We start from the raw sequence: 15047 nt of genomic DNA, 5'->3' as shown, positions 1-15047 counted from the left end.
TCCTTCAAGTCGCCCATTGCCTAAAATACTTCAGGCGTTCTACGAACTCTGAACTTTTCTGGCATACAAAACGAGGGATAAAGGTGTCATGACGATTTCACAATTACCACTCCTGATTTTTATTGGATTATCATTCACGACACTCTTTGCATTGATCAGTGGTTGTGAGAAATCCATTTCCATCGAAGACCGCCCCGTCGCCATCGCAGAAGAGCAGCCACAATCACAGGTAGCTTCCGTTGCACAGGAAGATGATGGCCTGGAAGTCGTCACGCTGGGCTCAGGCTGTTTCTGGTGTACGGAAGCCGTCTTTCGGGAATTGAAAGGTGTCAAATCAGCTGTTTCCGGATACTCTGGTGGCAAAATAGACAACCCTACCTATAAAGCCGTCTGCAGCGGTACCACCGGCCACGCAGAAGTGATCCAGGTCACATTCGATCCGCAACAGATCGCCTTGACTGATATTCTCAAGGCCTTCTGGGAAACGCATGATCCTACGACTCTGAATCGCCAGGGAGCTGATGTAGGCACTCAATACCGTTCCGCGATTTTCTACCACAATGAAAAACAAAAAGAAGAAGCGACTGCTTATAAAAAACAGCTTGATGAATCGGGCCAGTTCAAGAGCCCTATTGTGACCGAGATCACTGAATTCGACAAATTCTACCCGGCAGAAGATTATCACCAGGATTACTTCAAACTCAATCCGGAAAATCAGTACTGCCAGTACGTGATCCGCCCCAAGCTGGAAAAATTCCGTAGCAAATTTGCTGATCAACTGAAGACACCGGAACCTGAGAAAGAATGATACTTGAATCTGCGAATTCAGATATCTCCGTTACAAAACTGACGTTAGTTCAAGCGTCCAGACGTTACTTTACGTTACTGAGATCTCAACGCCAGGTAGCTGATAACTTAGAATTATCTGTAACTTTTCTCACATCCACGGCTTCATTTGAAAACCGGTCACGATACCAGTCGGCAAACTGATGACTGAGCTGCATCAGCTTAGCGGTCACGGATGTCGCAGAATAGTGCACATAGCGGTAACTGTTCTCAACCGATGTGTACCAGTTCTTCTTTGCATCAAGTGAACCAGGGCCAATATCCAGAATCCGGTCCCCGCGCTGCATGCTGTCTTTGATCATGCGCCCCATTAGAACGCAGCCTGCTCCTTTGATGGAAATTCGGGGATCAAAGCCCATCCGCAGAGAGTAAATAAGTCCAGCATTGACATAATTATAATTGAAAGCGGCCGGGCGACCTGCAACATAAAGCAGATTCAGATCAACGGCGCCGACCTGGGCAGCCCGTTCATGTGCATCACGAAAAAAAAGCGACACACTTTCATGAGATAACGTGGTCCCCGTTGTTGATCTCCCCTGCCAGCTCTGGCGGGCAATCTCTTCACACTGGTCGTATAAGTCCCAGCGTGGATCACTTTCCCCCTGTTCCACCCCAGAAGGGCGATATCTGAGATATTCCACATCCCCTTCCTGCTGCACACGTTTTTCAGAACCCAGGTACGTTTTGCGGGCTTTGGTCGAGCGGGATTCCAGATACTGATTCCAGTTCTGCTTCAGATCTACGCATGCAGTCTGACACCACAAAAGTCGTTCGAAGGAAATATTCTCTGACTGTAATGCCTGTTCTGTTGATCCACGGTCAAATCCGGCACTGTCCACACAGCGCAGGTCGATCAGGTCCCAGTCGCGCCGGGACTGCTGAATATAATTTAAGGCAGTACGTAATGTTGTTTTCTGATTGGCGGACACCGGACCATAAAAGCTGCCCCAGTCATCGAAAGGAAAAGTTAATATCCGACAGAGTCCAAACTTTGATTTAATTCGACGCACGCAAAGAGGAACGATTCCCGACACCTGGTTACCGTCTCGAATAATCAGAACTCTTAATATCTGATCTTCAGCAAAATGTTTCCAGTAAACCTGCAACCATTCCAGTGAACGGAAAAAGGTTCCCCCCGGAGTAACTTCAAGTAACCGCGACCAGTCCCTCTGATAGTCGGCAAGCGCTTCGATCTCGTTCAATTCAATAACATCTGACATCTGTCTCTCGTTCCAGCTTCGCCGTTCAGCTCACGATCAAATTGGAAATGAAATCATAACAACTGCAACAAAACCGGAAATGATCGTCGAGATCCACATCCTTTAAGCAGCCTGATTTTCATAGGTTGTTGAAACTTAGCTTGCGTACACCGGGAATAGCGGTGTTTCACCTCGTCGAATTCTTACTTCAATGTGAAAACTGATTTGCGATGACGAACTATGACGGTTATAGCGAATAAAATATTTTCAATTCAGGCAGGACATACCGGTTTTATAATTCGGAGCCTGAACCAGATCATTGCGATCCCCCCCTTGATGACTTTCCTGCAACTTATTCGACGCCAACTGTCTCAGTGTTGTTTCACCGGTACATTCTGGCCCTGCAAATCCTGCTGCAGACCTGTGTCACTGCTGGTAAATCGATCCCGAAACCAGTTCGCCACCTGATGACTCAGGCGTAAAACATTTCCAATCGGGGATGCTGGCGAGTAATACACATAGCGATAACTGTTTTCGATGGATGTGTACCAGTATTTCTTGGCATCCACGGCCCCAGTCCCGACATCCAGTAGCAGATCACCCCGATCCATACTGTCATGCAGAATGCGTCCCACCAGCAACCTCCCCAGTCCCTGATCAGAGACTTCAGGATTATACCCCATGCGCAAACCATTGATCAGACCGTTCTGGACGAAATTGTAGCTGAACGCAGCCGGTTGACCGGATAGAAAGATCAGGTTCAAATCGAATGCTCCGGCTCGCACCGCGCTTTCGTAGGTATCGCGAAAAAACTGATTTACATTCTCATGCGTAATTGTAGTTCCGGTCGTTGAAGACCCCTGCCAGCTTTTGGCAGCAATCTGTTCGCACATCTCATAGAGGTCCCAGCGTGGATCACTCTCGCCAAACACTTCTCCGCGCGGACGATACCGCAGATGTTCAATATCACCTTGGGCCTGCAGGTTTCGTTCAGCCCGCGTATAGGTCTGGCGGGCCTTTCGAGGGCGGGCAGCCAGATACTCTTCCCACGACTGGCTGAGATCCACATACATCGCCTGCTCCCACAGGAACTTTTCAAACTCCATATTTTCCGCCTGGAATGCCCGTTCGGTCGCCCCCCCATCAAAGCCATCCGTTTCGACACACCGCAGATCGATCAAATCCCAGTCACGCTTTGAATGCTGTAGATAATCCAAAGCAGATCTCCACGTTGATTCCTGGTCGGCTGAAACCGGACCATAAAAACTTCCCCAGTCATCGAAAGGAAAAGTTAAGATCCGACAGGGCCCGAATTTGGATTTGATTTTTTTCCAGCAGAGAGGCACGATTCCTGTGACTTCACCATTCTCGCGCACGATCAGCACACGTAATTTCTGATCGGCAGCAAAATGTTTCCAGTAAACCTCTAGCCATTCCCGGGATCGGAAAAACGTCCCCCCCGGCGTGATAGCAAGCAGCCGGGTCCAGTCACTTCGATAGTCGCTTAATGCTTCGATTTCATTCAGTTCAGTTACGTCTGCCATGGCGGGGTCTTCTCTTGTATCTTTTAATAATCACATGCTGCAGTCAGCGCATTACGGGCTCCCAGTTCGTCTCTCAAGCCTACGTTGCGAACACTGATTGCCAAATGCGTCTGGCCAAAAGAGGGAAAATACCGAGGTCAGTTTTTAACGAATTTCAGAATTAAACCGAAACTGCGGATCGATTCAGGACGGGAAATGGAGAGATCAGACAGAGATGACTGACAAGCGATATGAAAAGTACAATGAAGTACTCAGAAAGAGAGGGACTGCAATATCAGGCAACAAGAAAAGAAAAATAGGGCCGACAGGACTCGAACCTGTAACCAACAAATTATGAGTTTGCTGCTCTAACCGATTGAGCTACGGCCCCAAGTTGTTTTCAGATTACCATTTACCGCGATCATTCTGGTAGCAGATACTGTTCAGTCCCTGCTGATATTTTACGTGGAAATGTAAGGCTGATAGCTTACTGGACCTCCTTCTGACTGTCAAAGCAACAAGAGTTGAAAGCGGCATTCCTGTTTAACTTTCCGTCAATTTTACTCGTCTGTTGAAGTCTGACACGAGCCACGGTAAACAGGATCGTAGCAGCATTCGTTTTTTCGGGATTATTCCCAGTCCATAATTGGAGGCCCGCTTCCCGTATGCACTCAGTCTCTCAATCAGCCAGCCGTCGCTTTCCGATTCACCTGCGGATATTTTGCAGTCTTTGTCTGATTTTCGGAATCGTCCCTCTCCAGATCAAAGCGGAAAATGCTCCCACGGCTCCGGGAACTCCCATTCGTGTTGGCTCCGTGGTTGGCGGACACATTCACCCTGCCCTCTGTCGTGCTACGAATGGAGATCTGCTGGCAGTCTATAATAAAAATGGTGGGGGTGGGAAAGAACTGCTGCTCGCCCGCTCAACCGATGGCGGTCTGACCTGGTCGGCCAGTCATCCCATTCCCACAATTAAAGCGTGCTCTATTTATCCGGGTTCACTCACGACACTCAAAAATGGCGAAATTGTCCTGCACTGGTCCTGCTACCGCGTAGAAGGCACACGTCGCTGGCGCGTACCTCAATTCTGCACCTCCAAAGACCATGGCGTGACCTGGTCTCCTGTCACGGAGATCCGACTGGATGACTATACCAACTACACCTGTCTGCGACACCCGATTCTCGAACTCGATGCCAACCACTGGGTCTGCCCCTTCTATGATCGCACGGTGATATATAACCGCAGTAAGAATACGATTGCTCCTTTCGGCGATGGTCGCAATCACGGTATGGTGCCTCTCGTCCGAACAAACCAGAATACCCTCATCAGCGGAGCGCCACAGAGCCACGCTCCCGTCCCATCCGGGAAACCCGGCAAGATGGTGTATGGACTGTGTTCGAGCGATCAGGGACAATCCTGGCAAGCCCTGCAGTCACTCCCCTATTTTGGTGTCGCCGGTTATGACCTGACCACTTTGAAACAGGGACCCGTCGTACTTACATCGATCCTGTATGGTGTCGGCCGGGATGATGAATGGGCTTATGAACTGCAACTCTCCCACGATGCAGGTCAGACATGGGACAAAGATCACGCCATCATTATTTATAATCCCGGTCGCCCGATTAAAGGTCGAGGCTGGCCAAGAACGGTGCAGATTGATGATAACACCCTGGGCACACTGTTTTATGATCTGGATCCCAAACAAACCGGCGGTCCCGGCATATTCTTTGTTCGCACACCATTGAACGCATTACAGGCAATCGAACGTTAATTGGTATTGCGGGCGATCTGGCTGGCACGCCAGGCTTCCCCATACAGGGCAAATCCAAGTTGTACGGTCTTTGATGCACTGCGCAACGCTTTTGTCAGTTTCGGATCAAATGGCTCCAGGCCACGCGTTCTTAACAGACTGGCGACCTGCATGACGACTGCCTGATCGTAGCCATCCAGTTGCTTGAACAATTTATTCAGATCTTCTGCATGCTGTTTCACCAATCGTTCTGCATACTCAAAAGCAGTCGTTTTTTTACCATCGTCGTCGACATCGATCCAGACCGCCCCCGTTGATCCTACAACCTGCGATTCAAATTCTGGAGAATCAGGCTGGTACGGTTTCGCGAACTGCCAGTACGGCGCGGACACGCCGGGGCCTGTCGCCACCGCTACCAGAAAACAATCGTGAGGTCGCTGTTTCAGCTTCCAGGTCCCCTGCCACTTTATGCCTCCCCCCTTCTGGGACTTGATCTGCTCACTGCGAATTAACACTCCGTTCGCATACAGTTGGATTTGTTCTGCTGTCACCCATGAGGGTCCGGCAACAGTCAGCCTCAACTCCCACTCTTTCGTATGAGGGACCAGTTCCCCCGGTCCATATTGGTCATTGACCTTGATCTGTGTGAAAAGTCCGTAAGAGAGTAGTACCTTCCCGTTCACAAAATTCTGAATCGTCTGAGCAGTATCTATCTTTGCAGGATCTTTGTCTTCTGCTTGAATATACGTCCGTGCCTGCCCTACGATATAACGACTCACATCATGCGAATCACTGCAACCAACCGGAGTTAATAAAACGCCCCGGTTCAACAGACCAAACCAGTCATGATATAGTTGTATGAAGTCGGTTTGTGTGGCCTCTGAATTGATGATTTCCATCGCATTTGCCTGTAACCGCCATCCTTCCAGGTTCTCGCCCGTCAGACTGAGATGGTTTTTCGAATCAAACGGACGGTAGTTGGAATGAATATCACGGGCATGATTCAAAATCACAGCCTGCACATCAGGGGTTGTCAGAATGCTCTCAAAAATCCCGTCCCAGCCAGGAAGTTTATGATCGGGAACTGGCCCCTCTTCCCGGACTGGAAACACATTGAAGTGTCCCCATCTGGTTGTAACTTCATTGCCGATCACGGGCGTGAAATATTGTCTTACCTTTAATTTTCGTGCGAGCGGTTGATAGTTAATCTGTTTGTTATGATCCGTGGCAATCGGAAATTCAATCTGCTCTCCTGCCAGGGTCAGCATGCGTTCTTCCATCGAACAGTCACCGTGCCCGGAATGAGTCAGCGTATGAATGTGTGTATCACAACTCACATAACCCGATGTATCCACCTCCCGGCCAATCTTGAGTTCGATCTGCTTTTGATCTCCCTTTTTCAGAATCAGTTGACGCTGATCGATTCCGTACTCAAACCCTCGACCGGCATAAACGGTGTATTCCCCCGCCGGCAACTCGAATTGCGTTTTCCCGTCGCGAGTATAGATCACTCCCGTCCTCACCGCCTGACTTTGATTCGACTGAGCGGAGGTCGCCACCAGGGTTCCCTCTGCATTCACAATTGTGATGCGACAGGGCACAGGCTGATTCGATTCTTTGTCAACAACTTTGATCAATAACTGCGTCTCCGACAGAAACTCTGAAGCTGGTTCAGGCAGTAGTACAATTTCACCTACGCGGATGTCATCGGGAATTATTTTTCCTGACTGATAAATCCGCAATTCATTGACGCCTGTTTTTACCGTGCCTGGTGGAATGGATAATAGCAATTGCTGATCCTGTTCATGCCGAACCAGTTTCCCCAGACTTTTGCCATTCAGTTCAACATTCCAGGTCTGTTTGACATCCTGTTGCCGTAAAAATAAAATGGTTTCACTGGAATTTGACTTTGCATTAAAACGTAGAGACAGCTCTTTGCCCTGGTCCTTTTCCGGAAATGATGTCCATTCACGGTCCCCCGAATGGCGCAAATGAACCAACTGCTCGGTAATGATCACGGGATCTGCAGCCAGCACAGCTTGAGAAAAAATCAGGCACAGCATCAGCGTCAGGAAATGTAAGGCCGGCATGGCGAGCAACTTTCGTTCGGAATAAAGATGATTCTTGAAGACCTGACCAGATCAGTGACTTGTCGTTTCTTTTATTGTACTTTGCAGGAGATAGGCTAACAGATCGTGCAGTTGTTGCGGCGTAAGTATCTCCAGCAAATTAGCAGGCATCAACGAAAGAGGTGACTGCTGCTGCTCGTCAATTTCGTTTTTTGCAATCGTAAACTCTTTCCCTTTATTATCAACGAACACCAGCAGCGCCCCTTCCTCCCGCCGCTTCAAACCGGAGAAGATACGCCCGGCATCCGTGATGACTGTCGTCGTTCGAAAGTTGATGTCCACTGCACGATTCGGATCCAGGACATCTTCCAGCAGTCGCTCCAGTCCCCGGTTACCAATGCCATCCAACTGTGGTCCCACAACCGCACCTTTGCCGAACAACTGGTGACAGACAGCACAGTTTTTTTCAAAGACCGCCCGACCGTTTTCGACAGATAACTGAAATGATCCATGTGATTTTAAATGTTTGACAATATGTTCCTGTGTCTTTTTCCCACGGGCAGGCAATTTGTTGAGCAGTATTTCCATTCGACGTTTAAGCTCTGGATCAGCTGATTGCTGAATCTGATGCTGGATCGCTGGTTCTGTCAGTAACTGTGGTGATATTTTCCCCTGTTCTGCATACACGATCAGTCGCTCAATGCCTCCGGGTTGTTGAGACACCTTTCCACCTAATTCCGTCTGGAGACGGGAAGGATACATCTTGAATGCGCGCTGCAATAGTACATCAACCTGGTCCTGCTTCTGCCCAATAACTGCCTGGATTACATCCTGTTGAAAGCTGCCTGCAGCAGGATTTCGTGGAACTGGCAACGGAAACAGAGGCAAAAACACGTCAGTTCCATCCAGGGCCATCACCGCTGAAGCCAGTTCATTTTTCAGTTTAGGGTCGAGATATGGGTCAGCCAATAGAGTAACCAGATCCTGGCGGGCTGCATTAATCTGAAACTGTTCGACAAGAAAAGCAGACGCGGACAACCGGCTGATTTGCTGTTGCATACTCTGGTGGGGAATTGAAATCACTTCAGGTTCAAATCGCCCAATCGCCAGCCAGGCATAGGCCTTTCCGTTATCACTGTCAACGACTTCCAGATATCCCTCTGTGTCTGCAAATTCATTCAGATCCCAATTCACCCGCTGCGCCAGAACTTTTCGTGGCACGCCGACTCGTTTGAGTATTCGATAATCATCGAAACTTCGCAATTGCACAAAATTCAATCCATTATCGGGTTGCTTCGGAAAACCCGCATGACCGGCCAGGTAAAAACTCAATTGAGCGGGAATGCGAAACGGTCTCGAAATCAGTCGACCGGTCGCCTGCTCTCCGGCAGGTAAGCTGCAGATAAAAGGCGCAGACTGTTTCCCGTCAGCAGATGCCCTCTGCTGCCAAGTCCAGGGATAGTCAATGTTCTCTTCGTTAAATGGTAAATTGATCCATTGAAAGGACTGCTTTTCTTTTTCCACCAGCAACTGTTGAGTCAGCTGGATCGCCCAGTCAATGAGTGCCGAATCAATGTCCAAACCTTTCTGCTGATATCCCTCTAAAACCGCTTTGATAATTTCCACCTGTAAATCGGGATTCTCTGACAGTTGAGCTCGTGCCAGTTTTATGATCTCAGATAACTTCTCAGTAGGTAAGTATCGTATTACATGTCTGAAGTAATCAGGTTGTTTCTCTGGATCTACCTGGGAGGTCTGCAGATAATAAACGAGGTACATTGCTGCCTGCGATGTGGGCACAGCCAGCGACAGTGATGCCAGTTCGCTGCGCTGCTTGGAAGTCAATGCTTTCCAGTCCAGCTGCTTCAGAATATCCGCATTCCGAATCTGCAGCATCAATGCCCGTCTCACAACATATTCCAGATGATGGTCTTCAGCAGGAATCTGTTTATGCAACGCGAACAGAGCCGGAATATTTTCTAACGCAGGGTGCAGTCCCAGCGCTTCCGCGGCAGCTCGTTGCACAAACGCATTTTCATCTCCCAATGCATCTACCATCCGCTGACGGTGGAAAAGGCTCCATGATTTTCGTTCTGTCAGTATTTTCGCTGTGTGAATCCGGATCAGATCCGATGGACTCGCCAAAGCATCCGCCAACAGATTATCGGTCAACACATCTCGACGAAATAATGTCCACAGAGCATGCACAACGATCATCGGCTGTTTCGCTTCGCGCACCGCTTTCTGTAACGGACCTGCTACCTCCAGTTCTGTATGATCAGAGAGGTAATCCGTGATCAGAGTTCTCGTCGTCAGATTCGATGAGCCGAGAGCTGCTATCAACTGCTCGACATTCATTTTCGAATAGTCAACCGGAGAATGATCTTTATTTTTACAGACAATACGCCAGATTCGTCCCCGGTAGCGATCTCGTCCTGGATGAGCGAGGGGTACCTCATAATGTCCAATGATCTTGTTATAGAAATCGGCTACGTACAGCGCACCATCGGGTCCCTGGCGAATATCTACCGGGCGAAACCAGGGATCGGTCGAGCTCAGGAAATCCGGTTCTTCCTGCGCGGTGATAGTGGAACCATGATACACGGGAGAATTCCGATTGATGCGGCTCGTCATCACGTTCCCACTGAAGAAATCGCCCCGATAGTCCTGGGAATACTGTTCAGCAGAAATAATTTCCACACCGGCAATTGCTGTTGAACCATGCAGATGGTCCATCATCGGTTTAACGAATCCTAGACCGTCATGCGGTTTGCCAAAACTCGGATAATATCCTCCTCGCAGAATCTGGTAGATCGGCTTGGAATGGCAGTCCGCGGTAAACAGGTTTCCCTTTTCATCAAAGGTGGAACCAAACGGATTCACCTGTCCGTGAGTAAAATGTTCAATCCGTGAACCATCCAGCCGCATCCGATAGGTATTCCCAGACTGCATCGAAACGACATGTCCGTCACTGCCACTCACCTGGGTCTGGTTATTAAAGCCGTGATTGGCGTATAACCAGCCATCAAACCCCCGTCGAAATGAGTTATTCATTCCATGTGTATCACGCTCAAATCCCATGGGCCCATACAATTTTGTAACCTTGTCTGCGCGATCATCCCCGTCTGTATCTTCATAATATGAGATATCGGGGATACTGAATGCAATGACTCCCTTTCGATAAGGATACAGACCGATCGGAATATTCAGCCCTTCCACGAACGTCGTTATTTTATCTGCTCGACCATCGCCGTTCGTATCTTCCAGAATCTTGATCGCGTCTTTCCCCTGTTCTCCTGCTTTTGCCGGGTATGGATATTCAGAAGATTCCGTGATCCAGAGCCGACCTTTGATATCAAATGCCATATTCAACGGCTTCTGTATCTCAGGCTCGGCTGCGAACAACTGAATCTCAAACTCAGGAGGCAATATGAAAGACTCCTGCTCTGCCTGTGGGGTCAGCGGTTCCGTTGGGCGAATGTACTCCCGAAACGGATTACCTGTCTTCTGAGCAAATAATATTGAAGGTGCCATGAGACACCAGCTAAGACACAACCAGGAGACTCGAAAATTCTGTATCATCGTTACTTCACCTGTGAATCTTCAAAAAGAAAAAACCCGCCTGCTGTAGGCACCGGAAGTGACAGCAGACGGGTTCAATCGTAAAGGATCAATTCAGCAGAATCAATCAGGAGTTAATCAAGTTCTTTGATATAAATATTGCGGAACTGCATCAGGCTGCTGGCGGGGCTGAATGTCCCATCCTTCAATTTACCGCCATGATGCTGAAAGGCAATCGGACCTTTTTCCGGCACCTCAGGTAGTTGCGCGTTTTCCAGAACCATTTCATTGTTCAAAATGACGGTCAGACGATCTTTGACCATGATGATAATAAACTTATTCCATTCCCCCACCGGTTTGTCGGCGTTGACCTTGGGAGTCACACCTGCACGGACTTCGGGAGAAACCGATTGATTACGACGGTAGGAATAGACTTCACCCGAACCAATGGGCCAGCACCAGATATTGACCTGGGCTTTCGGTGTTCCACGCAGATAAATCCCTGAATCGGCATTCGGAAGTTCGACGGTAATCATGTTACCATTCGCATCTTTTAGCTCCGAACCATCGGCTAGTACAATGGGTACTTTATACAGGCCCGTCGTTTCTTTAATTCGCCATTCCAGGCTCATAATGAAGTCGCCATACTCTTTCTCGGTCCAGAGATTTTTATCCCCTTTGGCTTCGCTCTGGGCATCGTAATCAATGACTCCTTCCACCACTTTCCAATGCCCGTTGTCTCCTTCAGGGACTTTCCAGCCAGCAAAGTCTTTGCCGTTAAACAGAGATGTGTAACCTGGATGTAAAGCATCTTCAGGGGAAATTTTGACAATCGCCCCATCCGTAATACTTCCCTCTTTGGGTAGCTGCTTTGGTAATGTCTTCGGTTTAACCGGTTGAATCTTTTTCTGTGCCAGAACATTGGACTGACTGAGTAGAGAACATGCTACGAACAAACAGAACCCCCAGCCGATTTTCTTATAACGAATACTCATGACTTGCCTTCTCTCAAAATAGGATCTCAATGCAGAATTGCCACTGCTGCAATACAGCAGTCGATTGCAGTTAATCGTATCGCAACACTGTTCGCCTTCCCACCCAAATACACAACATTGTTAAGAGAATAATCAGTGTAAGTTTGTGTCGATCCAGTTAAACCAGATCGATATAAAATTGATTTCTCGCGATCCAACCAGTACCTTTATAGATAAGTTTTCTACAATATCATCCCGAACTTCTCATCTTACTCTGAGAGATTTCTCTATGTACGTTCCTTCTGCTCTCACGGCACGGACATTTTGCAGTTGCCTTTGCTTTGCTCTGCTCCTGAGCCTGCCATTCGGTGAAACTGCCACAGCACAAGAGGCCCCGCTCACAGCGCACGAGAAATTCTATCTTCAGAAAATCCGCCCCCTGTTGGAACAGAAGTGCCTGGGTTGCCATGGTAGTACCCCTGATGACATCAAAGGGGAATATAACATGCTGACGCGGGACTCTCTCATTAAAGGTGGTGAGTCAGGTGAACCTGCCGTGGTCAGCGGCAAACCCGAACAAAGCCCTTTCTGGAACGCGGTCACCTGGAAGGACGACTCCATTCAAATGCCCCCGCAGGAACGTAATCGTTTGAATGCTGCAGAAATTGCTGACCTGAAACTGTGGATCACCACAGGCGCCGTCTGGACAGACAGGGAACTCCCCACTTCGACCACAAATAATGCCAGCCAGAACACCGCCATTACCATGTCCACATCAGGTGGACAGAGCCCGACCTGGACCAATCGTACTTATGAACCTGCTGAAGTCTGGGCTTATCAGCCGATTCGACGCCCCCCGATCCCCTGGAATGCGCTTGCTGAAAAACAGATTTCCAGGCAAAATCCTATCGACGCATTCATTCAGCAGAAACTGAAACAGAAACTGAAACTGAAACAGAAACAACTTACCACTTCCCCACCGGATGAGAAAAAGACACTCGTGCGGCGTGCCATCTATGATCTGACCGGATTGCCTCCCACACTGAAACAGATCAGTGAATTTGAAATTTCCAAAGCTCCCAACAGCTGGTCAAAGTTCATTAAGAAGCTACTGGAGAGTCCCCACTACGGCGAACAGATGGCACAGATGTGGATTGACGTCGTCCGTTATGCGGACACCAGCGGCTTTGCCAACGATTATGAACGGCCCAACGCCTGGCGATATCGCGACTATCTGGTACGCAGTTTTAATGCAGACAAACCATATGATCGGTTCATCATTGAGCAAATAGCGGGAGATGAACTGGATTCTGACGATCCAGAACTGTTGATCGCCACCGGTTACCTTCGCAGCGGCCCCTGGGAGCATACAGGGATGAGTGTCGCTGCAGTCACCCGCCAGCTCTTTCTAGATGATATTACTCAAAGCGTCGGCGTCAGCTTTCTCGCCCACAGCTTCCGTTGTGCGAAATGTCATGATCATAAATTTGACCCGGTCCCAACCCGCGATTATTACCGCATTCAGGCAATCTTCGCTCCGCTTCAGTTCGCGGACCGTAAAGTGGAATATCAGCCCTACGAAAATATATCCAACTTTGCCGACATGAAAACCCGCACGGAACGACTCCTCGCAGAAACCCGGGCACAACAACAGATATTTAAAGAGAAAACAGACGCCGCCATCGCCGCCTGGCTGAAAGAAAACGGTTATAAAAACCTTAAACAGGTTGCCGCCGACAAACGACCGCCACTCAGGTGGTTTGGCTTAACTGAACACGAAAAAAGCCTGCTGAAAATCAACAACAAACGCATCGATTATTTTGAGCGGGAACTCAAACGATATGAACCGTATGCTTTCAGCGTTTATAATGGTCCTCCCAACAATTACCGCTCGACCAAAACCGTTAATCTCATCCCCAATGCAAAACAAAAACAGGGTGAGATCCAAGAAACCTTCATCCTTGCCGGTGGCGCCATCACAGCTCCCACCGACAAGGTTACTCCAGGAGTACTCAGCGCGGTTGCTGGCTCTAACAGCTCTGAAGCACCGAACGCCTGGAATACAATCCCCCAGTCTTCCGAAGGTAGACGCCTGGCTCTGGCACGCTGGATTGCCAGCTCAAACAACACACTGACCGCCCGCGTTATCGTGAATCGCATCTGGCAGATGCATTTCGGCACCGGACTGGTCGCCACCCCCAATAACTTCGGTCAGAAAGGGGATTCCCCCTCACATCCTGAACTGCTGGACTGGCTCGCTACCTGGTTCATGGATCATGGCTGGTCGATCAAACAACTACATCACCTGATTATGACCTCGAATACTTATCAACAAAGCAGTCATCCCGTTGATGCAGAACGGGTTCAGAAGGTAGATCCCAACAACCGACTATTGTCACATTTCCCCACGCGCAGAATGACTGCGGAGCAGCTCCGCGATTCGTTACTCGCCATGACAGGTGAATTGAGTCAGGAAATGGGAGGGCCGGGAGTCTTTCCGGAAATCAACTGGGAAGTGGCCCTGCAACCACGCCATATTATGGGTTCGGTAGCCCCCGCTTATCAACCAATGCCTCTCCCTGAACAACGTAACCGCCGCACATTGTATGCCTTTCGCTATCGCACACTCTCGGACCCGATGCTGGAAGTCTTCAATCGACCGGGGAGCGAATCATCGTGCGAACGCCGCGATGAAACAACGGTCACTCCGCAGGCGTTCGCCCTGTTCAATGGACAGTTCACCCATGACCGCGCCTTGGCGCTGGCTCACAAAATCAGACAGGACTCAAAGACAGACGAAGATGCGGTTCAGCGCGCGTTTCAGCAGGTTGTCTTACGGAAGCCTGAATCTTCCGAGTTGCAGATGGCTTTGAAACACGTCCAGCAGATGCAGACTTTTCATGAAACACATCCTCCCCAGAAAATCAACCTGCCACGCGAAGTGAAACGGGAAATGATTGAAGAGTTGACAGGTGAGTCTTTCAGCTGGACCGAAAAACTTGATCTCTCAGAAAATTACAAGCAGGATCTCAAACCCTGGGATGTGGATGCAGAAACCCGCGCACTGGCAGAACTTTGTCTTGTCCTGATGAACTCCAACGAATTTATTTATTTGCGATAACAA

General features: G+C 49.1%; 8 protein-coding genes and 1 tRNA gene. 3 read left to right on the top strand and 6 right to left on the bottom strand.

Annotation, left to right across the window (positions count from 1 at the left end; all coding sequences use genetic code 11):
- The first annotated feature begins 88 nt into the window (after positions 1-88).
- Positions 89-808, top strand: a complete 720-nt coding sequence (gene msrA, locus ACN0YH_RS20845) for a peptide-methionine (S)-S-oxide reductase MsrA (protein WP_417381523.1) — start codon at positions 89-91, stop codon at positions 806-808.
- An 85-nt stretch (positions 809-893) separates the two neighbouring features.
- On the opposite strand, the gene ACN0YH_RS20840 is transcribed toward msrA, so the two are convergent.
- The 3 genes from ACN0YH_RS20840 to ACN0YH_RS20830 form a co-directional block, all read right to left on the bottom strand.
- Entirely contained in the window at positions 894-2066 is a 1173-nt protein-coding gene (locus tag ACN0YH_RS20840; RefSeq protein ID WP_417381522.1) for a GNAT family N-acetyltransferase, read from the bottom strand.
- Between the two features lie 350 nt (positions 2067-2416).
- Positions 2417-3589: a GNAT family N-acetyltransferase gene (locus ACN0YH_RS20835; protein ID WP_417381521.1), complete on the bottom strand. Its 1173-nt coding sequence runs from the start codon at positions 3587-3589 to the stop codon at positions 2417-2419.
- 296 nt (positions 3590-3885) lie between these two features.
- Positions 3886-3959: transfer RNA gene (locus ACN0YH_RS20830), tRNA-Ile, on the bottom strand.
- 274 nt (positions 3960-4233) lie between these two features.
- Between ACN0YH_RS20830 and ACN0YH_RS20825 the strand changes: the two genes are divergently transcribed.
- Positions 4234-5340: a sialidase family protein gene (locus ACN0YH_RS20825; protein ID WP_417381520.1), complete on the top strand. Its 1107-nt coding sequence runs from the start codon at positions 4234-4236 to the stop codon at positions 5338-5340.
- Here ACN0YH_RS20825 and ACN0YH_RS20820 read toward each other — a convergent pair.
- From ACN0YH_RS20820 to ACN0YH_RS20810, 3 genes are all read right to left on the bottom strand, one after another.
- Positions 5337-7409: a CehA/McbA family metallohydrolase gene (locus ACN0YH_RS20820; RefSeq protein ID WP_417381519.1), complete on the bottom strand. Its 2073-nt coding sequence runs from the start codon at positions 7407-7409 to the stop codon at positions 5337-5339. The two genes, ACN0YH_RS20825 and ACN0YH_RS20820, sit on opposite strands and share 4 nt — an antisense overlap.
- A gap of 51 nt (positions 7410-7460) precedes the next feature.
- A complete protein-coding gene (locus tag ACN0YH_RS20815; RefSeq protein WP_417381518.1) occupies positions 7461-10922 on the bottom strand; it encodes a PVC-type heme-binding CxxCH protein in 3462 nt (1153 codons plus the stop codon).
- A 161-nt stretch (positions 10923-11083) separates the two neighbouring features.
- The gene (locus tag ACN0YH_RS20810) at positions 11084-11944 is read right to left on the bottom strand and encodes a 3-keto-disaccharide hydrolase (RefSeq protein ID WP_417381517.1); all 861 of its coding nucleotides are present in this window, start codon (positions 11942-11944) and stop codon (positions 11084-11086) included.
- A gap of 268 nt (positions 11945-12212) precedes the next feature.
- On the opposite strand from ACN0YH_RS20810, the gene ACN0YH_RS20805 reads away from it, so the two are divergent.
- Positions 12213-15044 carry a PSD1 and planctomycete cytochrome C domain-containing protein gene (locus ACN0YH_RS20805; RefSeq protein WP_417381516.1) on the top strand — a complete coding sequence of 944 codons (2832 nt, stop codon included), beginning with the start codon at positions 12213-12215 and terminating at the stop codon, positions 15042-15044.
- Positions 15045-15047: the final 3 nt, after the last annotated feature.

It is taken from the genome of Gimesia sp. (assembly GCF_048262075.1).
Lineage (GTDB): Bacteria > Planctomycetota > Planctomycetia > Planctomycetales > Planctomycetaceae > Gimesia.
Note: the sequence above shows the minus strand (reverse complement) of the source record. Positions and strands in the feature narration are given on the sequence as shown.